The 26,686-nt window shown below is 69.7% G+C and carries 22 protein-coding genes and 1 pseudogene; 10 read left to right on the forward strand and 13 right to left on the reverse strand.

Annotated features, from left to right (window positions below; genetic code table 11):
• Both hutH and hutI read right to left on the reverse strand, forming a co-directional pair.
• Complete coding sequence (gene hutH, locus ACJ4V0_RS06840; protein WP_448298947.1) at positions 1-1,536, reverse strand: histidine ammonia-lyase; 1,536 nt, start codon at positions 1,534-1,536, stop codon at positions 1-3.
• Complete coding sequence (hutI, locus tag ACJ4V0_RS06845) at positions 1,533-2,735, reverse strand: imidazolonepropionase (RefSeq protein WP_448298807.1); 1,203 nt, start codon at positions 2,733-2,735, stop codon at positions 1,533-1,535. Before hutI ends, hutH begins: the two co-directional genes overlap by 4 nt.
• 70 nt (positions 2,736-2,805) lie before the next feature.
• On the opposite strand from hutI, the gene ACJ4V0_RS06850 reads away from it, so the two are divergent.
• Complete coding sequence (locus ACJ4V0_RS06850; protein WP_448298808.1) at positions 2,806-4,167, forward strand: formimidoylglutamate deiminase; 1,362 nt, start codon at positions 2,806-2,808, stop codon at positions 4,165-4,167.
• Here the strand turns inward: ACJ4V0_RS06850 and uraD are convergent.
• Both uraD and ACJ4V0_RS06860 read right to left on the reverse strand, forming a co-directional pair.
• A pseudogene (gene uraD / locus ACJ4V0_RS06855) lies at positions 4,164-4,685 on the reverse strand (2-oxo-4-hydroxy-4-carboxy-5-ureidoimidazoline decarboxylase); the annotation flags it as partial. The gene ACJ4V0_RS06850 and the pseudogene uraD overlap by 4 nt on opposite strands.
• Positions 4,686-4,725: 40 nt before the next feature.
• Positions 4,726-5,259: an SH3 domain-containing protein gene (locus ACJ4V0_RS06860; protein WP_448298809.1), complete on the reverse strand. Its 534-nt coding sequence runs from the start codon at positions 5,257-5,259 to the stop codon at positions 4,726-4,728.
• A 215-nt stretch (positions 5,260-5,474) separates the two neighbouring features.
• Between ACJ4V0_RS06860 and ACJ4V0_RS06865 the strand changes: the two genes are divergently transcribed.
• Together ACJ4V0_RS06865 and ACJ4V0_RS06870 are read left to right on the forward strand one after the other, a co-directional pair.
• Positions 5,475-6,473, forward strand: coding sequence for a 2-hydroxyacid dehydrogenase (locus ACJ4V0_RS06865; RefSeq protein ID WP_448298810.1), 999 nt, complete (start codon positions 5,475-5,477; stop codon positions 6,471-6,473).
• 7 nt (positions 6,474-6,480) lie between these two features.
• Positions 6,481-6,873 (forward strand): VOC family protein, encoded by a 393-nt coding sequence (locus ACJ4V0_RS06870; RefSeq protein ID WP_448298811.1) that lies wholly within the window; start codon positions 6,481-6,483, stop codon positions 6,871-6,873.
• 15 nt (positions 6,874-6,888) lie between these two features.
• Here the strand turns inward: ACJ4V0_RS06870 and ACJ4V0_RS06875 are convergent, their stop codons facing one another.
• From ACJ4V0_RS06875 to ACJ4V0_RS06885, 3 genes are read right to left on the reverse strand one after another with little or no spacing between them, the layout of a single operon-like run.
• Entirely contained in the window at positions 6,889-7,668 is a 780-nt protein-coding gene (locus ACJ4V0_RS06875; RefSeq protein WP_448298812.1) for a HesA/MoeB/ThiF family protein, read from the reverse strand.
• The gene (locus tag ACJ4V0_RS06880) at positions 7,668-8,258 is read right to left on the reverse strand and encodes a thiamine pyrophosphate-dependent enzyme (protein ID WP_448298813.1); all 591 of its coding nucleotides are present in this window, start codon (positions 8,256-8,258) and stop codon (positions 7,668-7,670) included. Before ACJ4V0_RS06880 ends, ACJ4V0_RS06875 begins: the two co-directional genes overlap by 1 nt.
• Positions 8,255-8,803 (reverse strand): phosphonopyruvate decarboxylase, encoded by a 549-nt coding sequence (locus ACJ4V0_RS06885; protein ID WP_448298814.1) that lies wholly within the window; start codon positions 8,801-8,803, stop codon positions 8,255-8,257. Before ACJ4V0_RS06885 ends, ACJ4V0_RS06880 begins: the two co-directional genes overlap by 4 nt.
• An 88-nt stretch (positions 8,804-8,891) precedes the next feature.
• Here ACJ4V0_RS06885 and ACJ4V0_RS06890 point away from each other — a divergent pair, with 88 nt between their 5' ends.
• Genes ACJ4V0_RS06890 through addA form a run of 3 tightly spaced genes read left to right on the forward strand, consistent with a single transcriptional unit; the run spans position 8,892 to position 16,364 of the window.
• Positions 8,892-9,803 carry an NAD(P)-dependent oxidoreductase gene (locus tag ACJ4V0_RS06890; RefSeq protein ID WP_448298815.1) on the forward strand — a complete coding sequence of 304 codons (912 nt, stop codon included), beginning with the start codon at positions 8,892-8,894 and terminating at the stop codon, positions 9,801-9,803.
• A 52-nt stretch (positions 9,804-9,855) separates the two neighbouring features.
• On the forward strand, positions 9,856-12,924 hold the full coding sequence (addB, locus tag ACJ4V0_RS06895; protein WP_448298816.1) for a double-strand break repair protein AddB: 3,069 nt from the start codon (positions 9,856-9,858) through the stop codon (positions 12,922-12,924).
• The gene (gene addA / locus ACJ4V0_RS06900; protein ID WP_448298817.1) at positions 12,921-16,364 is read left to right on the forward strand and encodes a double-strand break repair helicase AddA; all 3,444 of its coding nucleotides are present in this window, start codon (positions 12,921-12,923) and stop codon (positions 16,362-16,364) included. The genes addB and addA overlap by 4 nt, the downstream gene beginning before the upstream one ends.
• Positions 16,365-16,367: 3 nt before the next feature.
• On the opposite strand, the gene olsA is transcribed toward addA, so the two are convergent.
• The 5 genes from olsA to acuI form a co-directional block, all read right to left on the reverse strand.
• A complete protein-coding gene (olsA, locus tag ACJ4V0_RS06905) occupies positions 16,368-17,234 on the reverse strand; it encodes a lyso-ornithine lipid O-acyltransferase (RefSeq protein ID WP_448298818.1) in 867 nt (288 codons plus the stop codon).
• Positions 17,221-17,646, reverse strand: coding sequence for a Fur family transcriptional regulator (locus ACJ4V0_RS06910; protein WP_448298948.1), 426 nt, complete (start codon positions 17,644-17,646; stop codon positions 17,221-17,223). Before ACJ4V0_RS06910 ends, olsA begins: the two co-directional genes overlap by 14 nt.
• Positions 17,647-17,715: 69 nt before the next feature.
• On the reverse strand, positions 17,716-19,068 hold the full coding sequence (locus tag ACJ4V0_RS06915; protein ID WP_448298819.1) for a TAXI family TRAP transporter solute-binding subunit: 1,353 nt from the start codon (positions 19,066-19,068) through the stop codon (positions 17,716-17,718).
• A gap of 83 nt (positions 19,069-19,151) precedes the next feature.
• Positions 19,152-19,640, reverse strand: a complete 489-nt coding sequence (locus tag ACJ4V0_RS06920) for a hypothetical protein (protein ID WP_448298820.1) — start codon at positions 19,638-19,640, stop codon at positions 19,152-19,154.
• A 63-nt stretch (positions 19,641-19,703) separates the two neighbouring features.
• A complete protein-coding gene (gene acuI, locus ACJ4V0_RS06925) occupies positions 19,704-20,690 on the reverse strand; it encodes an acrylyl-CoA reductase (NADPH) (RefSeq protein ID WP_448298821.1) in 987 nt (328 codons plus the stop codon).
• A gap of 155 nt (positions 20,691-20,845) precedes the next feature.
• On the opposite strand from acuI, the gene radC reads away from it, so the two are divergent.
• Positions 20,846-21,574 carry a RadC family protein gene (gene radC / locus ACJ4V0_RS06930; RefSeq protein WP_448298822.1) on the forward strand — a complete coding sequence of 243 codons (729 nt, stop codon included), beginning with the start codon at positions 20,846-20,848 and terminating at the stop codon, positions 21,572-21,574.
• Positions 21,575-21,614: 40 nt separating this feature from the next.
• Positions 21,615-21,971: a hypothetical protein gene (locus tag ACJ4V0_RS06935; RefSeq protein ID WP_448298823.1), complete on the forward strand. Its 357-nt coding sequence runs from the start codon at positions 21,615-21,617 to the stop codon at positions 21,969-21,971.
• Between the two features lie 22 nt (positions 21,972-21,993).
• Here ACJ4V0_RS06935 and ACJ4V0_RS06940 read toward each other — a convergent pair whose 3' ends face one another.
• Positions 21,994-23,208 (reverse strand): TadE/TadG family type IV pilus assembly protein, encoded by a 1,215-nt coding sequence (locus tag ACJ4V0_RS06940; protein WP_448298824.1) that lies wholly within the window; start codon positions 23,206-23,208, stop codon positions 21,994-21,996.
• Between the two features lie 210 nt (positions 23,209-23,418).
• Here ACJ4V0_RS06940 and ACJ4V0_RS06945 point away from each other — a divergent pair, with 210 nt between their 5' ends.
• Positions 23,419-26,013 carry a ligase-associated DNA damage response DEXH box helicase gene (locus ACJ4V0_RS06945; RefSeq protein WP_448298825.1) on the forward strand — a complete coding sequence of 865 codons (2,595 nt, stop codon included), beginning with the start codon at positions 23,419-23,421 and terminating at the stop codon, positions 26,011-26,013.
• The gene (gene pdeM / locus ACJ4V0_RS06950; RefSeq protein ID WP_448298826.1) at positions 26,010-26,684 is read left to right on the forward strand and encodes a ligase-associated DNA damage response endonuclease PdeM; all 675 of its coding nucleotides are present in this window, start codon (positions 26,010-26,012) and stop codon (positions 26,682-26,684) included. Before ACJ4V0_RS06945 ends, pdeM begins: the two co-directional genes overlap by 4 nt.
• Positions 26,685-26,686 lie beyond the last annotated feature (2 nt).

Consider the following 26,686-nt stretch of genomic DNA (forward strand, 5'->3'; position numbering starts at 1 on the left):
TCATTCTCCGAACAGCCGCTCGACGACGTGGCCGAAGGGCGTCGTCAGCCCGCCCGTGGCGACGAGCGCCGCGGCGCGCTCCATCTCCGCGGAGAGGGGACGATCAGCGTCCAGCACCGGGGCGATGGCGCGGATGGCGGCATGGGCCTTCGCGAGCAGTGGGCTCGTTTCGAGGGGCGCGCGCATGTCGACCCCTTGAGCCGCCATCAGCGCCTCGATGCCGATGATGCGGCAGAGGTTCTCCGCCATGGGTCCGAGACGGCGCGCGCCGTGGGTCGCCATGGAGACGTGATCCTCCTGGTTGGCGGAGGTCGGGATGGTGTCGGTGACGGCGGGCGCCGCCCTCTGGCGGTTCTCCGAGGCGAGCGCGGCGCTCGCGACTTCGGCGATCATGAAGCCGGAATTGAGGCCCGGCTCGCGGACGAGAAAGGCCGGCAGGCCCGAGAGGACCGGGTCCACCAGCATGGCGCAGCGCCGCTGTGCGAGATTGCCGACCTCGCAGGCGGCAAGGGCCAGCATGTCGGCAGCGAAGGCCACCGGCTCGGCGTGGAAATTGCCCCCCGAGAGCACGTCGCCATTGTCGGCCATGACGAGCGGATTGTCGGTGACCCCGTTCGCCTCGTGCAGGAGCATGGACTGGGCCGAACGGATGACGTCCAGGGCCGCACCCATCACCTGCGGCTGGCAGCGGATGGAATAGGGGTCCTGGACGCGGGGATCGTCGGCGAGGTGCGAGCGGCGGATGACACTGCCCTCCATCAGCGCGCGCAGCACCGCCGCCACGGCGATCTGTCCCGGCTGGCCGCGCAACGCGTGGATCCGCGCGTCGAAGGGCGTGTCGGAGCCGGCGATGGCGTCCGTCGAGAGCGCTCCAGTAACGAGGGCGGCGGCGAAGGCGTTCTCGATGAGGAAGAGCCCCTGCAACGCAAGCGCGGTGGAGACCTGCGTGCCGTTGAGCAGGGCGAGGCCCTCCTTCGGACCGAGCACGACGGGCGCGAGGCGGGCCTTCGCTAATGCCTCGCCGCCGGCCATGCGGCTGCCGCGCCACACCGCCTCGCCTTCGCCGATCAGCACCGCCGCCATATGGGCGAGCGGGGCGAGGTCGCCGGAGGCGCCGACCGACCCTTGCGCCGGGATGACCGGCAGCACGCCTTCCCGGAGCATGGCGACGAGGAGGTCGACGGTCGCCGGCTGCACGCCCGAGGCGCCATGGGCGAGGCTCGCCGCCTTCAGCGCCAGGACGAGGCGGACGATCGGCTCTTCCAGCGGTTGTCCGACACCCGCCTGGTGCGAGCGGACGATATTGACCTGCAGCTGCGCCAGCTTCTCGGAGGGAATGCGGACGCTGGCGAGCTTGCCGAAGCCGGTATTGACGCCATAGACGGCGTCGTTGCCGCGCGCCTTGGCCATCAGGAGGTCGTGGCCCGTCTCGATGGCCCCGCGTGTGGCGGGGTCGAGAGCCGGCGTCGCGCCGACCGCGACGCGCCGCCAGAGGCCGAGGGAATTGCCGCCCGCGCGGATCAGATCCACCATCAGACGCCCCTGTGGCGGGCGAAGAGCGGATTGAAGCCGATGCGATAGACCAGTTCGGCGAGGCGTTCCACCGACCAGAGGCAGAGGTCGGCCCGCCGGCCCGGCTCCAGTACGCCGATGTCGTCGCGCCCCAGAGCCCTGGCCGCATGGCGCGTGAAGCCGAGCAGGCACTCGGCGACGGTCAGCCTGAACAACGTCGCACCCATGTTCATGCAGAGAAGTGGCGAGGTCAGCGGCGAGGAGCCGGGGTTGCAGTCCGTGGCGAGCGCCATCGCCGTGCCGTACCGGCGGAAGGCCTCGACCGGCGGGGCCTGCGTCTCGCGGATGAAATAGAAGGCGCCGGGCAGCAGGACGGCGACCGTGCCGGCCTTCGCCATGGCCGCAGCGCCCGCCTCGTCGGTGTATTCAAGATGGTCGGCTGAAAGGGCCCCGTGGTCGGCGGCGAGCTTCGCCCCCTGCAGATTGGAGAGCTGGTCGGCGTGCAGCTTCACTGGCAGACCGTGCTTCTCCGCGGCCGCAAAGACCCGGCGCGTCTCCTCAGCCGAGAAGGCGATGCCCTCACAGAAGGCATCGACCGCATCGGCCAGGCCGTGATGGGCGATGGCGGGGATCATCTTGTGACAGACGAGGTCGAGATAGGCTCCCTTGTCGCCGTTCGCCTCAGGGGGAAGGGCGTGGGCGCCGAGAAAGGTCGTGACAACGCCGACATCGCGCTTCTCGGCCAGCGAGCGGGCGACCTGCAGCTGCTTCATCTCCGTGTCGAGGTCGAGCCCGTAGCCGGACTTGATCTCGACCGTCGTGACCCCCTCCGCGATGAGCGCATCCAGCCGGGGCAGGCTCTCGTCAGCGAGGTCGCGGGGCTTTGCGGCACGGGTCGCCTTCACGGTCGAGACGATGCCGCCGCCGGCGCGGGCGATCTCCTCGTAGCTCGCGCCCTTCAGGCGCAGCTCGAATTCATGGGCGCGGTTGCCGGCATAGACGAGGTGAGTGTGGCAATCGACGAGGCCGGGCGTCATCCATCGACCGTCGCAGCGCACGGTCTCGACCGGATCGAGACGCGGCGCGTCGGCGCGCGGGCCGACATAGACGATGCGACCGCCTTCGGTCGCGACGATTCCGTCCTCGATGATCCCGAGGCCGTCGCCCGCGCCGCCTGCCATCGTCGCCAGCCGCGCATCACGGAACAGCCGGTCAACGCGCATGGAACTGTCTCGGCACGTCGTATTCCTCGCCCAACAATGCTAGGCGGAAAACCGTAGCACGGAGACGGCGATGGACAAGCTCCATCTGGACAAGGCGCTCACCTCCGAGGGATGGCGCGACGACGTGACGGTGTCGGTGGACGCCGACGGACGAATCGCCGCCATCACGCAGGGCCCCGCGCCTGCGGAATCCACACGGCTGACCGGCGTCGTCGTCCCCGGCCTGCCCAATCTCCATTCCCATGCGTTCCAGCGCGGGATGGCGGGTCTCGCCGAGGTGGCCGGCAGGGCTGAGGACTCCTTCTGGACCTGGCGCGACTGGATGTACCGCTTCGCGCTGGCGCTCGACCCCGTCGACGTCGAGGCCATCGCCGCCCTCGCCTATGCGGAGATGCTGGAAGCCGGCTTCACCGCCGTCGGCGAGTTTCACTACCTGCATCACGACCGCGACGGGCGACCCTATGCCGATCCCGCAGAGCTGGGCCGGCGCTGCGTCACGGCGGCCGAGGCGACGGGCCTCGCCATTACGCTCTTGCCGGTCTTCTACGCCCATTCCGGCTTCCGGGGCCTGCCGCCCGGCCAGGGCCAGCGCCGCTTCATCTGCGACCTCGACCTCTTCGCCCGCGTCGCGGAAGGTGGCCGGGTGGCGGCCTCCGCCTATGCCCGCGGGCGCTTCGGCATCGCCCCGCATTCGATGCGGGCGGTGACGCAGGAAGAGCTCAGGACGCTCATCGCTGCTTTCCCCGACGGCCCGCTGCACATCCATGTCTCGGAACAGGTGAAGGAGGTGGAGGACTGCCTTGCGGCCCATGGCACGAGGCCCATCGCGCTCCTCGCCGACACGGCTCCCCTGTCGGAACGCTGGTGCCTGATCCACGCTACCCACGCCGATGCAGCGGAACGGCGGATCATGGCGCAGGCCGGCGTGGTGGTCGGGCTCTGCCCGGTTACCGAGGCCAATCTCGGCGACGGCCTGTTCGAGGGCGTCGATTTCCGCAGCCTCGGCGGTCGATTCGGCGTCGGAACGGATTCCAACGTGGCGATCTCCGCCACCGGCGAACTGTCCATGCTGGAATATGCCCAGCGCTTCCTGACGCGTCGGCGCACCGCCATGGCCGATCGCGGCGCCTCCACCGGGCGCGGCGTGTTCGAATCCTGCCTAGCCGGCGGCGCACAGGCTCTCGGGCTGGGGACGGCGGGGATTGCCGTCGGCGCGCCGGCTGATTTCATCGTGCTGGACCCCAACCACATCGCCTTCGCCGGTCGGGACGGCGACGCGTTGATCGATTCCTGGATCTTCGGGCCTTCGGCGGGAGCGGTCCGCGAGGTCTACGTGAGCGGCCGCAGGGTGGTCGACGGCGGCCGGCACGTCGCACGCTCCGCCATCGAGGCGCGCGCCCGCAAGGTGCTGGAGCGAATTATCGCGGCTTAAGGCAGCAGATCCCGCAGCCGCAGCAGCGCAATCCGCTCGATCTGCGCCAGCGCCTCCTCCCGTTCCGCCGCGAGGTCGTTTTCCAGTCGCGCCACGAATGCGTCCCTGATCACGTCCTTGCTGCGGCCCTTTACGGCGAGGATGAAGGGAAATCCGAAGCGCGCCTTGTAGGCGTCGTTGAGCCGGGTGAACTCCGCCCGCTCCGCATCCGTCAGCCTGTCGAGCCCGGCCGAGGCCTGCTCGCCGGTCGATTCGGCGGTGAGACGACCGGCTGCCGCGAGCTTGCCGGCGAGGTCGGGATGGGCCCGGATCAGGGCGAGCTTCGCCGCATCCGTCGCCGCGCGCATGACGGTGACCATTGCCGCGTGCAGACCCTCGGCCCGGTCGTGAGCCGGCGTCAGGCCGGCATCGAAGGCCCCTTCCGCAATCCAGGGCGAATGCTCCCAGACGCCGCCGAAGCGGGAGACGAAGGCGTCGCGGGAGAGGCTGCTCGGCAGGCTGGTGTGGGCCATCACGGGGTCCGGAGGTTAGGCCTCCAGCCTAGAGCGGAGCGCGGCCTCACTCCACCTTCTCGTTGGGGTAGACGCCCCACAGCCGGGTCTGCTCGATCCATCCGTCGAAACCGACGCCGGTGATACGGCACCAGGTGCCGTTGCAGGAGCGGACGGTGCCCTGCACCCGCGGTTCGAGCCGCGCCACGATGCGGTCGCCGCCGGCGCGGTTCATCAGGGAAACAAGCTGTTCGGCATTGCCGCGGGGCATCACCACGCCGGTGCGCCGACCCGACAGCATGGAATGGAAGACCCAGGTCTCGGTGCCGTCATGGTCGCGGATGCGCCGCCAGTTCTCGAATTCGGCGGTGACCTCCACCGGCAGGCCGGCGCGCTGGTAGATCCAGACGACCTGATGCTCGCGGGTCGGACCCATGCGCGCATTGACGCGCTCGGACTTGAGGCTGACGAAGCGCGGAACAGGCAGGCGGGTCTGCGAGCCGAGCGAGCCGGTGATCTCGGTCGCCGACGCCGCAGGGGCGACCGTGGCACAGGCGAAAATCACGGCTGCGAGAACCGCAGCCAGGCGATGAACACTCATACGCAACCCACACAACTGTCCGGACGCCGGCCCCTTCGAAAGACGGGTGATCTCCAGGTGCCGACCGCTTTGTCTGGCGCAACCCATCTGGTAGAGAGGTCGCGCCGAAAGCTATTGTCGCCGCTCAGGGTTAAGACAGGCTTGATGGCCGGCCGGAATGATCCGGCCGGGCTGCCCGTCGCCGGACGGGCCGCGACGGTAGCAGGGGTTGGGGCATGGCGAACCGCAAGAAGCCGCTCGTCGTCGTGACGAGGAAACTGCCGGACACGGTCGAGACGCGTATGCGCGAGCTGTTCGAGACGCGGCTCAACGTCGACGACAAGCCGATGAGCCAGGCCGATCTCGTCGCCGCCGTGAAGTCCGCCGAGGTCCTCGTGCCGACCGTCACCGACCGGATCGACGCCGCCGTTCTGTCGCAGGCCGGCCCGCAGCTCCGCCTCATCGCCCAGTTCGGCAACGGCGTCGACAACATCGACGTCGCCACCGCCGTCCAGCGCGGCATCACGGTGACCAACACGCCCGGCGTCCTCACGGAGGATACCGCCGACATGACCATGGCGCTGATCCTCGCCGTGCCGCGCCGCCTCGCCGAGGGCCTGGAGGTTCTGGAACACGGCGAGTGGACGGGCTGGTCGCCGACCTGGATGCTCGGCAAGCGCATCCACGGCAAGCGCCTCGGCATCGTCGGCATGGGCCGCATCGGCCAGGCGCTGGCCCGCCGCGCCGGTGCCTTCGGCATGCAGATCCACTACCACAACCGCCGCCGCCTGCCGGAGAAGATCGAACAGGCGCTGGACGCGACCTACTGGGAGAGCCTCGACCAGATGCTCGCCCGCATGGACATCGTCTCGGTCAACTGCCCGCACACGCCGGCGACCTATCACCTCCTGTCGGCGCGGCGGCTGAAGCTCCTCAAGAAGGAGGCCTTCGTCGTCAACACGGCGCGCGGCGAGATCATCGACGAGGTGGCGCTGACGCGGATGATCGAGGCGGGCGATCTCGCCGGCGCAGGTCTCGACGTGTTCGAGAGCGAGCCGGCGGTCAACCCGCGGCTGATCAAGCTCGCCAAGGCCGGCAAGGTGGTGCTGCTGCCGCACATGGGCTCGGCCACCATCGAGGGCCGCATCGACATGGGCGACAAGGTCATCGTCAACATCAAGGCCTTCATGGACGGCCACAAACCGCCGGACCGCGTGCTGCCGTCGATGCTGTGAGGGCGGCATGAGCCTGTCCGCCATCCGCAACCTCGACCACACCGTTCTCATCTGCACGCGCATGGAGGAAACGCGCGCCTTCTACCGCGACGTGATGCAATTTCCCCTTGAGACCGACCTCCCCACCTGGGTGAGTTTCCGCGTCGGCTCGGCACTCCTGTCGCTTCGGCCGCGCGGACCCTGGTCGGTCTGCGACGACGGCCCGGCCGTCGCGGGATCGGCGGCGGTCCAGCTCGCCTTCCGTGTGCCGCCTCCGGCAGTCGATGCCTGCCATTCCGAGCTCGCCGCCAAAGGCGTGGCCATCCTGCGGGAGCCGACCGATCTGCCGAACTGGCGCCATCGGACGCTGTTCTTCCGCGACCCGGAAGACAACATCATCGAGATCTACGCCGAGTATTGATGCCCTCGCGGCTGTTCAGCCGCCGGCGCCGCTGCCGTTCAGCGGGTTCTCCGGGTCCCAGCGGTAGCGCACGGTCTCGAAGCGCATGGCGCGGGTGTCGATCATCAGGAGGCGGCCGACGAGGCCCTCGCCGAACCCCGCAATCTCGCGAATGACCTCCAGCGCCATCATCGACCCGACGATGCCGGTGAGCGCCCCGAGGATGCCGGCCTCCTGGCAGGAGGGCACGGTTCCCGGCGGCGGCGCGTCGGGAAAGAGGCAGCGATAGGTGGGGTTCGGCGTGCCGTCGGGCGCCTTTTCGTGCGGGCGCAGCGTCGTGAGCGTCGCGTCGAAGGTGCCGACCGCCGCCGTCACGAGGGGCCTGCCCTCATGGAAGCAGGCGTCGGAGACCGCATAGCGGGTGGCGAAATTGTCGGAGCCGTCGGCGACGATGTCGTAGCCGCGCACGAGATCGCGGGCGTTCGACGCCGTGAGCCGCGTGACGTGGGACACCACCTCGACATGGGGGTTGAGCCGGCGGATGGCATTTGCCGCGCTCTCGGTCTTGAGGACGTCGACGTCCTCGGTGCGGTGAATGACCTGGCGTTGGAGGTTCGACAGCGCCACGCCGTCATCGTCGACGATGCCGATGGTGCCGACACCCGCCGCGGCGAGATAAAGGAGCAGCGGCGCACCCAGGCCGCCGCCGCCGATCACCAGGACCCGCGCCGCCTTCAGCTTCTGCTGGCCCGGCCCGCCGACCTCGCGCAGGACGATGTGGCGGGCGTAGCGCTCGAGTTCCTCAGCGGAGAACATCAGTCGATCGAGAGCCCCAGGGACTGGCGCACGCGGGCGCGGACGGCGTGGCCGTCGCGGGTGGGCAGCACGCGCTCGAGCTCCGCCTGGTCGATCTTCACCACCGCGACGCAGGGCCCGTTGCCGAGCGCGGTCGCGCGGGTGGCGAGCCCCTCGACGTCGCCCATGGCGTCGACGGCCCTCGCGTCGGCGATGCCGGAGGCGCCGGCGATGGCGGCGAGGTCGGCCACCACCGAATGGCTCGCCTGGCCGCCGGTCTCGCCGTAGAGGCCGTTGTCGAGCACGACGACCGTCAGATTCTTCGGCGCCTGCATGGCGATGGTGGCGAAGGAGCCGATCCCCATCAGCATCTCGCCGTCGCCGGTGACCGCGATGACCGGCGTGTCGGGACGGGCCAGTGCGATGCCGAGCGCCATCACGGCGCAGCCGCCCATGGCGCCCCAGAGATAGACGTTGCGGTCGTGGTCGCCGCAGGCGGCGACGTCATAGGTCGGGGATCCGAGGCCCGTGACGACGATGGCCTCGCCGCGGTCCTTCAAGAGGCGGGCGACGACGGCGCGGCGGTCGAGACGGTTCAAGGGCTTGCTCATTTCACGAAGACCTTGGCGCCGATGAGCTGCTGGGCGAGGAGAACGGCGACGGCGCTGCCGCCCTCATAGGCCATGCGGATGCCGGCGGCGGTCGCGGGACCGACCTCCTCCGGCCTGTCAGCGCGCAGCACATGCACGCCCATCAGGCGGAAGGCGTCCGGCGTGCCGGTGCCCATCGGCACCTGCCAGGGATTGAACTCGCCCCACTCGCCGCGCATTGTCACGAAGGTCAGGAAGGGACCGCCCATGTTGCGGACCAGCGACAGCATGTTGACGCAGTTGCCGACGCCGGAAGACTGCATGAGCAGGCAGGCGCGGTCGCCGCCGAGCCAGGCGCCGGAGACGAGGGCCACGCCCTCCTCCTCCGTCGTCAGCGGAATGCCGATCATGGCGGGGTCGGCATGCACCGCCCGGATCAGCTCGGCATGGCCGCCGTCCGGCACATAAGCCACTTGCCGGACGGAAGCCGCCTTCAGCGCGGTGAAGATGTCGCCCGGCCATCCGGCGGGCGAGGCATGCAAAGCTTGAGGGTGCAAGGCGTTCATCCGCTGGCTAGGCTCCGCGTCCTTCGCGAGGGGCGGACCATGACGCCGCGCCCGCACCGATACAAGATGGACAATTGGGAGGACAGACATGACGGTCGGATTCATCGGACTGGGCAAGATGGGGCGGGGCATGGCCTCGAACCTGCAGACCAAAGGCTTCTCGCTCATGGTCTATGACGTGGTGGACACGCCCGTCGCGGCGCTCGAGGCCCTCGGCGCGACCGGCGCCACGCCGACGGAGATCGCTGCTGCCTGCGACATCATCGTCACCATGCTGCCGACCGGCAAGGAGGTGGGCGAGGTGATCCTCGCGCCCGGTGGGGTGCTCGACCACGCCAGGCCCGGCACCCTGATCCTCGACATGTCGACCATCGACCCGGAGACAACCGACCGCCTGCACGAAGAAACGCGCCGGCGCGGCATGACCGCCGTCGATGCGCCCGTCGGACGGCTCGCCTGGCATGCCGACCGCGGCCAGAGCCTGTTTATGGTGGGGGCGGACGATGCCGACTACCAGCGCGCCCTGCCGCTGCTGCAGGCCATGGGCACCACCATCCATCATTCCGGCGGGCCGGGCGCGGGCACGCGCATGAAGCTGGTCAACAACTACCTCGCCATCATCCTCTGCCAGCTCAATGCCGAGGCCCTCTCCCTGTCGCAGCGCTTCGGCCTCGACCTGGTCAAGACGCTCGACGTGCTCTACGGCACCACGGCGACCAACGGTCAGCTCAAGGTGAACTGGCCGAACAAGGTGCTGGCCGGCGACACCGAGCCGGGCTTCTCCATCGACCTCGCCCACAAGGACCTCACCCTGATCGTCCAGGCGGCCAATGCGGCCCGCGTGCCGCTGCCCGTCGCCGCGGCTGCAAGGGAGGCCTTCTCGCAGGCAAGGGCCCGCGGTTACGGCCAGAACGATTTCTCGGCCATGGTCGACGTCGCCTGCGACCTGTCGCAGATCGAGCGTGCCCGCCTGCCGAAAGGCTACACGCCCCCGGCGTGACGCTGCCATGCACGCCCTTGTGGAACAGGCCCCGGCGGGGCACCACTAGGCCATGCCAAGCCACCCGCATGTGCTGACGATTCCCGCCTCGCGCCCGCATCTGCGGACGCTGGCCGAGGCGGTTCTCGCAGGCCGCGTCATTCCCGGCTGGCCGGATGCAGCCGATCCGCTGTCGCTGGCGGCCGGCACGATCCTGCTGCCCAACCGCCGCGCCTGCAGGACAATGCGCGACATCTTCGCCGAACTCGCCACGGGCGGCGCGGTGCTGCTGCCGCGCATCACCCCCATCGGCGATGTCGACGAGGAGGAATGGGCCTTCGCCGACCCCATGCCGCTGGACGCGCTGGGTCTCGATGCCATCGGACCACCCATCGCCTCGCTCGACCGCCGGCTGACTCTGGCCGGGCTGGTGCGGCGCTGGGCGGAAAGCGTCGACCGGGCGGTGATGCGCCTGAGGGGCGACGATCCGCTGGTCGTCTCCACCGCGACGGCCGACGCCCTGTCGCTTGCCGCCGACCTCATGCGGCTGATGGACCAGGTGGCGACGGAGCGCGTGCCCTGGTCGAACCTCGACGGCATCGTCGATTCCGGCCTCGACGAGTTCTGGCAGATCACGCGGGCCTTCCTGACCATCGCCCGCGACCATTGGCCGGCCCACCTCGCCGAACTCGGGCTGGAGGAGCCGGCGATCCGTCGCGACCGGCTCATCGCCGCGGAGACTGTCCGCCTCGCGGCGACGACAGGCCCGCTCATCGCTGCGGGCTCCACCGGCTCCATCCCCGCCACGCGCGACCTCCTCGCCATGGTCGCCCACCACCCGCGGGGCGCCCTCGTCCTGCCCGGCCTCGACACCGATCTCGACGAGGCCTCGTGGCGGGCCATCGGCGGGGCGGGCGGAGGCGCCGCCCATGCCCATCCGCAATACGGCCTCAAGCGGCTCATCGATCATGTCGGCATCGACCGGGAGACGGTCGAGGTCGTGGCGCCTCCGGCCGTTCATGGCCGGGAAGTCCTGGTTTCCGACGCCATGCGGCCTGCGTCCACCACGGACCTGTGGGCGGCGGGTCGCGCCATGCCGCGCCCGGAGGCGCTGGCGGACCTGACGGTGATCGAGGCCGCCAACGAGCGGGAGGAGGCGCTGGCGGTCGCCATCGTCCTGCGCGAGGTGGCCGAGGACCCTGCCCGCGAGGCGGCCCTCGTCACACCGGACCGGGCATTGGCGCACCGTGTCATGGCTGAACTGGCGCGCTGGAACGTCGCGGTCGACGATTCCGGCGGTCAACCTCTCTCCGGCACGCCGGCCGCCACGGTCGCGCGCGTTGCGGCGGCTCTCGCCCTCGACGAGCCCTCGCCCTCCGACCTTCTCGCCCTCATCGCCCATGACGCGGTGGCAGGCGGCGCGGCGGGGGGGGAGCGGGACGCCGCCATTACGGCGATCGAGCTCAAGGTCCTGAGGGGATTGCGGCCGGCGGGGGGCCTTGCCGGTATGCTGGCGACCCTCGACCAGGCAAAGGCGAGCGAAAGGCCCCGTCCTGAGGACGCGGCGAGCCGGGTCTCCGAGGCCGCGCTGGCCGCGGGCCGCACGCTCCTCAGCCGCACCATCGAGGCCCTGTCGCCCGTCTCGACGCTGCCCGCCGAGGCGCCGCTGGCGACCTTCGCCGCAGCCCATGCCGCGGTGCTGGAACGGCTTGGCCTCGATCCCCTGGCCATCGGGCGCGATGCGGTCGTCGGACTGCTGGCCGACATCGCGGCCTCCGCCCCGGCGGCTGGCTTCACCGTTTCGCGACGCGACTATGCCGCCGCGCTCGACAGCCTGATGCAGACGGAAACGGTGCGCCTTCCGGCCGATCCAGGCGCCCGCATCCGCATTCTCGGCCTGCCCGAGGCGCGCCTGCTGGAGGCCGACTGCGTCGTGCTGGCCGGCCTTGTCGAAGGGTCCTGGCCGGGCGACACGCGGCTCGATCCCTGGCTGAACCGGGCCATGCGCGCGAGCTTCGGCATCGACCCGCCGGAACGGCGCATCGGGCTCGCCGCCCACGACTTCTGCCAGCTTCTCGGGCAGCGCCAGGTGGTGCTGAGCCGCGCAACCAAGGCCGGCGGCGTGCCGACGGTGCCCTCGCGCTGGATGCAGCGGCTCGCCGCCGTTCTCGGCGCACCGGCCTGGGGCGACCTCGTCGCCCGCGGCGAGCGGATCGTCGCCCTGGCCGACCGCCTCGACGAGACGGGCGCGCCCCGCCCGATCCCGAGGCCCAATCCTGCGCCGCCGCTGGCGCTCAGGCCGACGCGCCTGTCGGTGACCGAGATCGAGACGCTGCAGCGCGACCCCTATGCGGTCTATGCCCGTCATGTGCTGAAGCTGCGGGCGCTGGAGGCGCTGGATCAGGTTCCCGGCGCGGCCGAACGGGGAACGGTCATCCACGACGTGCTCGACGCCTATACGCGGGAAGCCTCCGCAGGACCGGTCGCCGATCCGGTCGGCCGGCTGGTGGCGCTCGGACGGGAGCACTTTGCACCCTATTGGGACGACCCCACCGTGCGGGCGGTCTGGTGGCCGCGCTTCCTGCGAATCGCCGCCTGGTTCGCGGTGGCGGACGACGAGCGCCGGCAGAACTTCGTGACCGCCCATGCCGAGAGGTTGGGCCATCTGGAGTTCGACACCCCGGCCGGGCGGACCTTCCGCCTCACCACCAAGGCCGACCGGATCGACGTGACCGCCGACGGGCGGGCCGAGATCCTCGACTACAAGACCGGCAATCCGCCGAGCGACAAGCAGGTGAATTCCGGCCTTGCTCCGCAGCTGCCGCTGGAAGCGGCGGTGCTGAAGGCGGGCGGTTTTCCGGAGATCGACGCCGACCTCGCGGTCTCGGCGCTCGTCTATGCCAAGCTCGGTGGGCGCGACCCGGCTGGCGAGCTGCGCACGGTTGTTCCCAAGGACAGGACGCTCGACGAACTCGTCGACCAGACGCTGGCCGGACTGAAAGCCCTGATCGCGACCTATGAGGACGAGCGCCGCGGCTATCTCTCCTGGGCCATGCCGCAATATGTCGGAGGGCGGTCCAACGACTATGCCCATCTGGCGCGGGTCAAGGAATGGTCGACGGGCCAGGGAGACGGCGAATGAGCCGCCGGATCGCCGCCCCGCCCGAGGCCGTTGCCGCCCAGCGCAAGGCCTCCGACCCCGCCCACTCCGCCTGGGTCTCGGCCAATGCCGGGTCGGGCAAGACCTATGTGCTGGCCCGCCGCGTGGTGCGGCTGATGCTGGCGGGAACACCGCCCGGCGCGATCCTCTGCCTGACCTTCACCAAGGCCGCAGCGGCGACCATGGCCAACCGCGTCTTCGAGCTTCTGGGACAATGGGCGCTGATGGATGACGCGACCCTGCGGACCACGCTGCACGACCTCGACGGCGGGCATCACGACGCGGCGGCGCTGCGCCGGGCGCGCCGCCTGTTCGCAGAGGCGCTGGAGACGCCTGGCGGGCTGAAGGTGCAGACCATTCATGCCTTCTGCGAACGGGTCCTGCACCAGTTCCCCTTCGAGGCCAATGTCGCCTCCCAGTTCTCGGTGCTGGATGAGCTGGGCCATGGCGAACTCGTCCGACGCGCCAAGCTCGAGGTGCTGCCGGAGGCGGCGGCCGCGCCCGACGGCGCCCTGGGCAAGGCCATGGCGCATCTGGCGACGGTGGCCGCCGACGAGACGGTCGATGATCTGCTCGGCGAGGCGCTGATGGCGCGTGAGGCCATCGCGACGGACATCGCGGCGCGCGGCGGGCTCGACCGCGCCATGGCGAGCCTCGGCGACACGCTCGGCCTGATGCCGGGCGAGACCGAAGCCTCTCTCATGGCGGCGGTGACGGCCGAGGCACTGATCCCGCCGTCCGAATGGCGTGGCGTGGCGGAGACGCTCGTTCATGTCTCGACGGCGAAACGCGAGCGGGATGTCGCGCAGATTCTCCGCGGCGCCGCGGCTGACCCTGCGCGTGCCGGCATGCTCTACCAGTCGATCTATTTCACGGCTGCCGGCGAACGGCGCAAGGACGTCGTCACCAAGGCCGTGAAGACGAAGGAGCCGGGCCTCGCCGCCCGGATGGAGCAGGAGCAGGACCGGCTTCTCGTGCTGCAGGCCCGCCGCAAGGCGGCGGCCTTGCGCGACGGCACGGCGGCGCTCCTGACCCTCGCACAGGCCATCTGCTCCCGCGTCGAGCGCGAGAAGGCGGCGCACGGCGCCCTCGACTTCTCCGACCTCATCGCGCGCACGCGCGACCTCTTCCGGAACGTCTCGGCCCGCTGGATTCTCTACAAGCTCGACCAGGGCATCGACCACGTGCTGGTGGACGAAGCGCAGGACACCAGTCCTGATCAGTGGGACATCGTCGAGGCGCTGGTTGACGAATTCACCTCAGGCGACGGCGCGCGCGACGTGGCGCGGACGCTCTTCGTCGTCGGCGACGAGAAGCAGTCGATCTACTCCTTCCAGGGCGCGGAGCCGCGCCAGTTCGGCACGCTGCGCAGCCGCTTCGCCGCCCGCTTCCTCAAGGCCGCGCGGCCGTTCGAGAAGGACATCCGCCTGAACTTCTCGTTCCGCTCGACGGAAGCGGTGCTCACCGCGGTGGATAGAGTCTTCGACGACATCGATGCACGGCGCGGCCTGTCCTTCGATCCCGGCCCGCTGACCCCCCATGCGGCGGCGCGGGCCGCAGCACCGGGCCTCGTCGAGCTCTGGCCGCCGATGGAGCCGGACCAAGCCGAGGACGCCTCGCCATGGACGGCGCCGGTCGATGCGCCAGGCCTCGGCGACCCGGTGGACCGGCTCGCCGGGCGCATCGCCGGCCACGTGAAGCTCTGGCTCGACAGGGGTCATCGCCTTCCGGACCGCGACCGCCCGATCCGCGCCGGCGACATCCTCGTTCTTGTACGGCGGCGCGGCGCGATCTTCGAGAGCATCATCCGCGCATTGAAGAATGCCGGCGTCCCCGTGGCCGGCGCCGACCGGCTGGTGCTCGGCGAGCATATCGCCGTCATGGATCTCCTGGCGCTCGGCGACTGCCTGCTGACGCCGGAGGACGACCTGTCGCTGGCGGCGGTGCTGAAGAGCCCATTGATCGGGGTGAGCGAGGACGAACTGCTCGAACTCGCCTCAGGGCGGACGGGATCGCTGTGGGACGCGCTGGTCGAGGACGAACACCCGGCCGCAGCCCGTCTCGCCGCCTGGCGCGAGGAGGTCCGCACCCTGTCACCCGCGACCTTCTATTCCCGCGTGCTGTCGCGCGACCGCGGCCGCCGGGCCATGCTGGCGCGCCTCGGGTCGGAGGCGGCCGACGCCATCGACGAGTTCCTGACCATGGCGCTCGACTTCGAGACCCGCGAGATCCCGACCCTGCGCGGCTTCATCGCCCACATGCGGGCGGCCGAACTGAACGTGAAGCGCGACATGGAGCTCGGCCGCAACGAGGTGCGCGTGATGACCGTGCACGGCGCCAAGGGGCTCGAAGCCGACATCGTCTTCCTCGCCGATACGATGGGAAAGCCCGGCAGCCATCACGACCCCAAGATCTTCGCCATCGCGCCGCCCAACGCCCCGGCGGACACGCCGCCGCGCCTCGTCTGGTCGCCTTCGTCGAAGGCCGACATCGACATCGTGGCGGCCGCCCGGCAGCAGAGCCGGGAGGCGCAGGCGGAGGAATATCGCCGGCTGCTCTATGTGGCCATGACCCGCGCCGCCGACCGGCTCATCGTCTGCGGCGCACGGCCGAGGCGCCCGGATTCGGATGTCTGGTACGAGATCATCGCGCGGACCATCGGACCGGAGGCGGTGGAGGAGGAGGCGGACGACGGCGAGGGGCCGGTGAAGCGCTGGCGCAAGGGCCCGGCCGTCCGGCCGGTCTCCCATCCGGTGAGCGTCGATACGCGAGCGACGACCGCGCTGCCCGACTGGCTGACACGGCCGGCGCCCGCCGTCACGGCTCCGGCCCGGGCCCTCACGCCCTTTGCGGCCGGTGGGCATCAGGACCTGCCGGCGACGGCAACGCCGGCGTCACTGGCGCGGCGCGAAGCCGCCTTGCGACGCGGCACGATCGTTCACCGGCTGTTGCAGTCGCTGCCGGACCTGCCCCCGGACAGCCGCGCCGAGGCCGCGGCCAGGTTCCTCGCCGCGCAAAGCGACATCGACGAGGAGACCAGCGCTGGTCTCGCGACGGAGGCGCTGCGGCTGATGACGGATGCGCGCATCGCGCCGCTGTTCGGGCCGGGCGGCCGGGCCGAGGTGCCACTGGCCGGCCGGCTCGCCGGGCGACCGGTCTCGGGCCAGATCGACCGGCTGCTGATTGCCCCGGACCGCGTCATCATCGCCGACTTCAAGACCAACGATCCGGCGCCGGGGAGCGCGTCCGCCGTACCGGACGCCTATGTCGCGCAGCTAGCCATCTATCGTGCGCTCATCGCCGGCATCGTCCCGGACCGGCCGGTGGAGGCCTGGCTCGTCTGGACGGCGGTGCCGGACATCATGGCGATCGAGCCCGGTCGTCTCGATGAGATGCTGGTCACGCTGGGCCTTGCGCCCTGACCGTCACAGCGCCGCAAGGGGCGGGAGGTTTTCGTCCTTGCCGGTGAGAGCGGAGGCATGCAGGCCGCGCACGCGCTGCTCAAGGAACAGGGCGATGGCCTTGCGGTCGCCGTTCGGATCGAAGGGCACGGGATTGCCGAAGATCAGCTCGATGTCGACGGCGCCGTCCTTCAGCAAGGCCCAGGCGTGCGGCACGAGGTCGATGTCGCCGACCCAGGCGACCCGTGGCCGGTGCTGGCGTCCCGACGGCAGGCCGCTGATGCGCCGGTAGGCGAGCGCGATCGGCTGGATCCAGACCGTCTCGCCGGTGGCGCGGGCGAGACTCTCGGCGGCACCGATGAGCGCCGGCCGGAAGCGCAGCGTGCGGTTGCCGTCGGAGGACGTGCCCTCGGCGAAGAGGACGACGGGCTCGCCCTCGCGCATGCGGGCGCTCATCTCGTCGGCCGTGCGGGAGGTCGTGTGGCGCCGGTCGCGATCGACGAAGATGGAGCGCTGCAACCTTGCGAGATAGCCGAAGACCGGCCAGGCGGCGACCTCGGACTTGGCCACGAAGGAGAGCGGCGCGAAGGCGCCGAGCACCATGATGTCCATCCACGAGACGTGATTGGGCACGAACAGCGCCGGCCGGTGCCCGGTCGCCTCGCCGCGGACGGTGATCCGCGCGCCGAAGGCCCGCAGTACGACGCGATGGAAAAGCATTGGGATCGTCCGACGGGCCGATAGATTGAAGCCATGGGCAATCATCTGCGCCGGCAGCAGGACGAGGCCCGCCGCGATCAGGAGCATCAGCCAGACGATGGCGCGCGCCGTGTCGAAGATGCTCGGCCCACCGCGGCCGAACTCTGTGCCGGGCCGGTCAGGATTCTTCATCGAGCGGCACGCAATAGAGTTCGAGCCGGTGATCCACGAGACGGTAACCGAGCTTGCGGGCGATCTCGGCCTGAAGGCGCTCGATCTCCTCCGACTGGAACTCGACGACCTGCCCGGTGCGCAGGTCGATCAGGTGGTCGTGGTGCGATTCGGGGATCGTCTCGTAGCGGGCGCGGCCATCGCCGAAGGCATGCCGCGTGATGATGCCCGAATCCTCGAACAGCTTGACCGTGCGATAGACCGTCGACAGCGAGATGTTGGCATCGACCGCATTGGCGCGCCGGTGCATTTCCTCGACGTCCGGATGGTCCGCGGCGGCCTCGATGACGCGGGCGATGACGCGGCGTTGATCGGTCATCCGCATGCCCTTGGCGATGCAGGCTTCCTCGATCGAACTGGTCCGGGTCTCCATCAGGGGCGCAGCCACCACGGTCCTCCTCTTGGCGACGGACCGATCCTATAGCTTCGCCCGGTCGCCCCGTCACCCCCGCGGGAAGGTCAGCGCAACGGGCGCCGGCGCCTCTTCATCCTCCTCGGAGTCGTAGATCAGCGCGATGGCGCGGCGACGATCGGCGATCGAGGCGTTGAGGCGATCGAGGGCCAGCATCAGGGTGGAGAACTGGCTGGAATCAAAGTCCGGGCGCTTCGACGCCTCGATCGATTCGACGAAGATGTCGTCGGCGCGCTGGGCGATGGCGTTGAGCATGTCGGGATCGTCGGTGGCCCGCGCGTTGCGAAGAAGCAGAAGCACTTCCGGCAGATAGCCGGGAGGCTTCTCGCGACGCCCGAACCCGAGGTAGCCGGCCATGCCGGCGATGGCGGAACCACCGAGCGAGAGGCCGAAGATGGCGAGATAGAGGTAGTCGCTGTATTTTTCGACGAAGGTTTTCTGCTCGCCGGTCAGATAGGCGAGGGCGCCAGGATGAACCTGCACGGACGACCCCTTCTCCGTGTCCGGAACCTCGAGGCGGTTGGCGGCCGGATGCTGGCCGGCGAGCGCTGGCCTCAGGGTGAAGAGCTGCTGGGTGAACTCGGACGTCACCGAATCGGCGACACCGCGGCGGGCGACGAGATAGTGAATGACACCAAGGGTGGGGAAGCTCTCCACCGGGCGCGGCGGGTTGGAGCCGAAGGAGCCGGCGACGATCTCCATCGATTCGAGGAAGGACACGCGGTCGGCGACGGCGGCGGCCTCCCGGACCGGAACGAAGGTCACCTTGCCGTCGGGCGTCTCGCGCACCAGACCGGCTACCGCATCGGCCACCGGCTTCGCGGCAGGCGGCCCGATGGTGACCAGCGCCTCGATCTGCTTTTTGCGGAAGGCCTCCGCGGTCTCCCACGGCAGCACTTCGACGATCCGGACGCTGCCTGGCTGGACGCCGTGCTCGCGCAGGATGGTCTGGATCAGGCGGATGTTGAAACCCACCCCCCGGCCCATCACGCCGATGGTCTTGCCCTGCAGGTCCGTCCAGCGTTCGATGGCGGCATCCGACGGCGCCGCGAGAACGACCGGGTTGCGCTGCCAGATGGCCACCGCCATGGCCGAGGCGGGGAAGGAAATGTCCGCCCGCACGATGGCGAGGTCGACCTCCTCGCGCTCCAGCCGGGCGGCGCTGTCGGAGGGCGAGTCGGAGGACACCAGCCTCAGGCGTACGCTGGAGCGCTCGCGCTGCAGCGCGAGGCGCAGGGCGTCGATCAGGCGGGCCGCTTCCGAACCCGCCGGTCCGACGGCGATCGTGACCGTGGTCGGGCGGTTGTACCAGAAGGTGGCGAGGGCCGCGCAGCCGATCAGGGCGCAGATGACGGAGAAGATCGAAAGTCGGGTGCGGGACATGGGAGCTCAGGTTCCGCAGGGATGATGGCGCTTTTGCGATGCGATTGCCATCCCGGAACGGGTGCACTCAAGGTCCGCGCGTGTCACGACCCCGTGCGGCGCCGGTGCTGGCGGCGCGGCGGGTCCTCGACGATGATCGAAGGGGTGGGTGACGACGGGCTTGACCGGGTGGCCCGCTCGATCCGGCTCCGCTCTTCCGGACTGAGCGACCGGCGCGGCCGGCGCCCCTGGACCTGAAGACGCTGACCGGTGCGCGCCGCGTCGGCCTCGCGTCCCTCGCGGCGCATGACATCGAGCGCGCGGCGCTGGTCCGCCTGCTGACGGCGCAGCGTCTCCAGGTTGCGCTCTGTCTCGCGCTGCTGGCTGCGCTGAAGGGCGTCGAAGGAGCGTCGTTCGTTCTCCTGCTGCCGCAGGGTGTCAAAATGCTGGCGGGTCGGATCGCCGAAACCGGGCGGCGCCTGTCCGGGCGCGGGCGGCGGAAAGCCCGCCTGCGCCAGGGCCGGACCGCCCATGGCCATGAGGCTCGCGGCAGCCAGAAAGCCCTTGATCCACTCTCGGCGCGTCGTCGTCATCGGGCTGCCCGGTCCTTTCAGAAGGCGGAACGCCGGGGCGTGCCCGCCGTTCCGATCAATCTGTCAGGCAATCGTGACGACGACGCGGCCGCGAATGCGGCCCTCGAGGATCGCCGCGCCGGCCTCGATCACGCCCTCCAGCGGAATCGTCGAGGTGATCCGCGCGAGAGACTGCCGGTCGAGGTCACGCGCGAGGCGCGACCAGGCCTCGAGGCGCAGCGCCTTTGGCGCCATCACCGAATCGACGCCGAGCAGCGAGACGCCGCGGAGGATGAAGGGGGCGACGGAGGTCGGCAGGTCCATGCCCTGGGCAAGGCCGCAGGCGGCGACCGCGCCGCCGTAGCGCGTCATGGACAGCACGTTGGCGAGCGTGTGCGATCCGACCGAATCGATGCCGCCGGCCCAGCGCTCCTTGCCGAGCGCCCGGGCGGGACCGGACAGCTCGGCGCGGTCGATGATCTCCGCCGCCCCGAGGCTCTTCAGGTAGTCCGCCTCCTGCGGGCGGCCAGTGGAGGCGATGACGTGGTAGCCGAGCCGGGCGAGCAGGGTGGTCGCCACCGAGCCGACACCGCCGGCCGCCCCCGTCACCACCATCGGCCCGCGATCGGGCGTGATGCCGTGGCGCTCGAGCGCCATGACGCAGAGCATGGCCGTGTAGCCGGCGGTGCCGATGGCCATGGCCTCGGCCGGCGACAGCCCCTCCGGCAGCGGCACCAGCCAGTCGCCCTTGACCCGGGACTTCTCGGCAAAGGCGCCAAGATGGGATTCGCCCGTGCCCCAGCCGTTGAGCAGCACGGCGTCGCCGGGCCTGAAGCCCGGATGGGTGGAGCTTTCCACCGTCCCGGCAAGATCGATGCCCGGAATCATCGGGAAGCGGCGCACCACCGGCGCCTTGCCGGTCAGCGCCAGCCCGTCCTTGTAGTTGAGCGTCGAATGGGAGACGCGCACGGTGACGTCGCCCTCCATCAGGTCGGCCTCGTCGAACCGCGTCAGTTCCGCCTTCGTGCCGCTGTCGCCCTTGGTGATCACCACCGCCCTGAACGTCGCCATCGCCTTGGTCTCCTCGCCGGTGCCGGACAGTCCACCGGCCGCACGCCGAGAGCAAGCCACGCCATCTCCGCCGATCGGCCGATGGGCCGCATCCGGTAACACCCGGAGGGCTCGCAGCTGCCCACCTCGGCTACCGTCGGTAGTGGAGTTGGGCCATGGCCAGAGAGACCAAGTCGGTTCCAGATCATCAGCTGCCCGGATTCGCCGAGGCGCCGCATTTCCATGGCCATCGCGAGCGGCTGCGCGGCCGCTTCCGGGAGGCCGGCGCCGACGCACTCGCTGATTACGAACTACTGGAGCTCGTCCTTTTCCGTGCGATCCCGCGTCGCGACGTCAAGCCGCTCGCCAAGGCCCTGCTGAAGCGCTTCGGCTCCTTCGCCGACGTGCTGGCGGCGCCGGAGGCGCGGCTGGCCGAGGTCGAAGGCATGACCGCGACGGTTGCCACCGAGCTCAAGCTCGTCCACGCGGCGGCCTTGCGGATGGGCCGCGCCGCGATCGCCCGACGCCCGGTCCTGTCGAGCTGGGTGGCGCTCATCGACTATTGCCGCACCGCCATGGCCTTCGCCGAGCGCGAGCGGTTCCGCGTGCTCTATCTCGACCGCAAGAATGCGCTGATCGCCGACGAACTTCAGGGCGAGGGCACGGTGGACCACACCCCCGTCTACCCGCGCGAGGTGGTGAAGCGGGCGCTGGAGCTGTCGGCAACCGCGGTGATCCTCGTCCACAACCACCCCTCCGGTGATCCGACGCCATCGCGGCCTGACATCGTGATGACGCAGCAGATCGTCGACATCGCCAAGCCGCTTGGCATCGTCGTGCACGACCACATCATCGTCGGGCGCGAGGGCCATGCGAGCTTCCGGGCCCTGAAGCTGATCAGCTAGGGCCTTGCCGCGCCCTTCCATCGGCGTCTAAGGGAGCACGATGCGTACGAGAACCTCACCGGGCCGCCTTCGGGCTGTCGCCGGGACCCTGCTGGCCCTGGGCCTGCTGCTACCCGCCCTGCCTCACGACACAATGGGGCAGGACCTGAACGCCCGTGCCGCGCAGAAGTGCGACCGCTACCGGCAAGCCTGGGAGGATGCTCTCAGGCGCCGCGGCGCAGATGGCCTCGGCCGCGATTTTCTCGACCGCCATGCGCGGTTCATGGCGGGCGGCTGCCTCGGCCCCGCGGATATCTGTCCGCGGACGGGAGCAGAAACGGACCTTGCCAATCTGATGACCGTCAGAGCGATGAATGCCGGCATGGCCAGCACGTTCCTGCCCTGGGCGTGCCGGTAGCGCCTGTTCCAGCTGCGGCGGACTATTTCACCAGCCGGACCATCGTCGAACTGGAGGTCGATCCCGACAGCGCGCTGTTGGTCGACAGGCGCCAGTCCAGGGCGTTGAAGATGATCGTGTTGGAGACGATCTGGATCCTCGAGCCGTTCACCGTCGATACCGAGTTGTAGGTGAGGTCGCGCCGGGGCAGGTAGATCAGGCCGGAAATCTCCTCGCTCACCGACGAGTTGAAGACATACTGCGCGGTGTTCGTGCTGGTGCTCGGTTCGAACATCAGAATGTTCGCATAGGTTCCGGTCGTCGGCGCGGCGAGCTTGGCGTTGATGCCGCCGTTGAAGCGAATCTCGGAGTTCGTGTCGGGGAAATAGAAGGTGACCCCCGCCCCCTCGATGATTGAGTTCGCGTTGATGATCATCCGGCCCTTGATGATGTGCAGGCCGGGCTGGAAGACGATGCGGGGAGACCCGTTGAACGTCACGTCGCACCAGACCGATCCACCTGCCATGGAGTGGTATGCACCGGAGGCCGGAGGGTCATAGACGGACTTGGTGTTGGTGCAGGCTCCCACGGCGGGCTTGGGCAGCTTGCCGGCATAGGGATCGCTCGCCGCCGCACAGCCGGTCTGGATCGGCAGGCTGTTCGAGGTGTTCTTGATGATGTTCGTGCCCTGGATGCAGAAGGTCTTCAGGTTCAGGGTGGTGCCGGCATTGAAGATCGCGGCCGGCGAGGCGGTCGAGCGGACATGGACCTCGCAGTCCGGCGCATTGATCTTCGCACCGGAATTGATCAGCAGCGCCTGGGACGTGTTGGTCGCCAGGGCGAAGATGCAGGGCAAGGCACCGCTGGATGTCGTCGTCGTGGTGCGGATCGCCGCACCCCTGGCGGTGACGGTGATCGTGCTGTGGCCGGCGATGGCGAGGAACGTCGTCTTGACCGTCGCGGTGGCCGTCCCCGAGAGCTGGGTGCCGCTCAGCTGGAAGCTGGTCGTTGCTCCGGAAACGGTCGACTGGTTGGCGAAGAACGTTGTCGCGGTCGCGATCTCGCTTCCGACGGTCCTCGCGCCGGCGAGAAGGGCTGCGTCCAGCGTTCCCTGGATCTGGGTGCGCTGCTGCTCCGACCGCGAATAGTCAACGCCCGCCCCGACGGCCGTCATCAGCGGCACAGCCGCGATCGCGAAGGTCAGCGCAATATTGCCTTCGCGGCACGCCAACAGGCGCCTGATGATCGTTCCGGCCATGGTCAATCCCCGATGCGGCCCCGATGTCAGGTGCCACGCAATGGCATTCCGTATGAATTGACGACAATTAAGCGCACCTGAATCGGACCCCCGCGGCGCAGCGCAGCCGTCGGGCATGGTGAATGATCGGTGTCGTACATTTACGGATTTTCGGGGGACCCTTTGACAAATCGGTTTTCCGGCGTCGTGTTCTTGTTTAGTTCTTGGCCAATGTCCGCCCGCGCCCGCCCCGAACTGAGCGATGCCATCCTGCTCCCCGAACGATTCGGCGCCTGGTTCGCCGGCCGCGGCTGGTCGCCGCGCGCCCATCAGCTCGAGCTCCTGACGCTGGCGCGGCAGAACCGTTCGGCGCTGCTCGTCGCACCGACAGGGGCCGGTAAGACGCTGGCGGGCTTCCTGCCCTCATTGATCGAGTTGACGGAACGGTCGGAACTGCCGAGGCCAGTCGGGGAGCCCGTCCCGGCCGGACGCACGCCGCCGCCGCGACAACGGGGGCTGCACACGCTCTATATTTCGCCCCTGAAGGCGCTGGCGGTGGACGTCGCCCGCAACCTCTACAAGCCGGCCGACGAGATGGGCCTCGGCCTGCGCATCGAGACGCGCACCGGCGACACGCCGACATCGCGGCGTCAGCGCCAGCGGGCCGACCCGCCCGACATCCTGCTCACCACGCCCGAGCAGCTTGCCCTTCTGCTGGCCAGCGCCGATGCGCCCTATCTCTTCGGCTCGCTCCGGCGTGTGGTGCTCGACGAGCTTCACGCGCTGGTCACGTCGAAGCGCGGCGACCTGCTGGCGCTCGGCCTCGCCCGTCTCTTCACGCTTGCGCCGAATCTCGTCACGGTCGGCCTGTCGGCGACCGTCAGGGACCCCGCGGACCTCGCGCGCTTTCTCACCCCGCAGAACCGGAGCGCAGAGCCGGCGGCCATCGTCATGGCGGAGGCGGGGGCGAGGCCCGACATTTCCATCCTCGAAACGGCGGAACGCCTGCCCTGGGCCGGTCATTCGGCGCGCCATGCCGCGGGCGAGCTCTACCAGGCCATCCAGGCCCATCGCACGACGCTGCTCTTCGTCAACACCCGCAGTCAGGCCGAACTCCTGTTCCAGCTCCTGTGGACGATCAACGAGGAGAACCTGCCGATCGCCCTGCATCACGGATCGCTGGACGTCGCCCAGCGCCGCAAGGTCGAGGACGCCATGGCGGCGGGTCGGCTGAGGGCGGTCGTCTGCACCTCCTCGCTCGATCTCGGCATCGACTGGGGCGACGTCGATCTCGTGCTCAACATCGGCGCCCCGAAGGGCTCCAGCCGGCTGATGCAGCGCATCGGCCGGGCGAACCACCGCCTCGACGAGCCCTCGCGCGCCGTGCTCGTCCCGGCCAACCGCTTCGAGGTGCTGGAGTGCCGCGCGGCGCTGGAGGCCATCGACCGTGGGGCACAGGACACCGAGCCGCTGCGCCGGGGCGCCCTCGACGTGCTCTGCCAGCATGTCCTCGGCACCGCCTGCGCCGGCCCCTTCGATGCGGAGGCCCTGTTCGGGGAAGTGCGCTCGGCCGCGCCCTATGCGGACCTCGACGCGGCGACCTTTCAGGACGTCGTCGGCTTCGTCGCCACCGGCGGTTACGCGCTGCGGACCTACGAGCGCTTCGCCCGGATCCGGCAGGACAAGAAAGGCCTGTGGCGGGTCTCCCATCCCTCCGTCGCCCAGCGCTACCGCATGAATGTCGGCACCATCGTGGAATCGCCGATGCTCAAGGTGCGGCTGGTGCGGAGCCTGCGGCAGGCGGCCTCCGGCTATTCCGGGCCGATCGGGCGTGGCGGCCGCGTTCTCGGCGAGATCGAGGAGTATTTCATCGAGGGCCTCGTCTCCGGGGACACCTTCCTGTTTTCCGGCGAGATCCTGCGCTACGAGGCGCTGGTAGAGAACGAGGTCTATGTCTCGCGCTCGAGCGCGCGCGAGCCCAAGATTCCCGCCTATGCCGGCGGCAAGTTCCCGCTCTCCACCTTCCTCGCCGAGGGCGTGCGCCGGATGCTTTCCGAGCCTTCGGAATGGTCGAAGTTGCCGCCGCAGGTCGCGGAGTGGCTGGAGCTGCAGCGCGCCGTGTCGATCATCCCGCGCCGGGACGAGCTCCTTGTCGAGACCTTCCCGCGCGGCGAGCGTTTTCATCTCGTCGCCTATCCCTTCGAGGGGCGTCTCGCCCACCAGACGCTCGGCATGCTGCTGACGCGCCGGCTTGAGCGCCGCGGCCTGAAACCCATGGGTTTCGTCGCCAACGACTATTCGCTGTCTGTCTGGTGCCTCGACGATCTCGGCGCCGCGGTCGCGCGAGGCTCCCTGCCGCTCGCCGCCCTGTTCGACGAGGACATGCTCGGCGACGATCTCGAGGCCTGGCTGGACGAGAGCCAGCTCATGAAGCGGACCTTTCGCACCTGCGCGGTGATCGCCGGCCTGATCGAGCGGCGCCACCCTGGCAAGGAGAAGTCGGGACGGCAGGTGACCATCTCGACCGACCTCATCTATGACGTGCTGCGCCGCCACGAGCCCGACCACCTGCTGCTGCGTGCTGCCCGCGCCGATGCGGCGACCGGGCTTCTCGACATTGCAAGGCTCGGGCAGATGCTGTCACGAATCCGGGGGCGAATCGTGCACAGTGCCCTCGACCGCGTCTCGCCTCTGGCGGTGCCGGTCATGCTGGAGATCGGGCGGGAACCCATCCATGGCGAGGCGGGCGAGGCCCTCCTGGCCGAGGCCGAGGCCACACTCCTCGCCGAGGCGGGCCTCGGCGGGATCGATTCGGAAGAGAAATGACACGATCCGGGCAGGAGACATCCCTCACAATCGCCGGCCGCACCTTCGTGACGGATCCCTCCGGGGCGCTCTGGTGCGAAACCGAGCACATGCTCGTGGTCTCGGACCTGCATCTGGAGAAGGGCTCCGCCTATGCGGCGCGCGGCGTGCCACTCCCGCCTTACGACACAGCCGAGACCCTTCTGACCCTGGCTGCGGTCGTGCGTCGTTATCAGCCGCGCACCGTCGTGGCCCTCGGCGACAGCTTTCACGATCGCCGCGGTCCGTCCCGGATGTCGCCTGAGGACGCGCGGAACCTCGCGGCACTGCAGGCCAGACGCGACTGGATCTGGATTGCCGGAAACCATGATCCGCGGTTCGAGGGCGCGGTTGCCGGCCAGTTTCTGCCCGAACTCACCGATGGCGCCATTCGATTCGTCCACGAACCGACCGCCGGAATCGTGGACGGCGAGATTGCCGGCCATCTCCATCCGAGCGCCGTCATCGCAGTTCGTGGCAACCGGCTTCGGCGCAAGGTCTTCGTTTCATGTGAAACGCGGCTGGTCATGCCGGCTTTCGGCAGCTTCACGGGCGGGCTCGACATCGCCGATCCCGCGATCCGTGCGCTGTTTCCCGTCCGACCATCCGTCGTGGCCCTCGGGAGCAACCGGACCTATCGTGTCGCCGCCTGAGC

The sequence above is a fragment of the Phreatobacter aquiterrae genome (assembly GCF_053471285.1).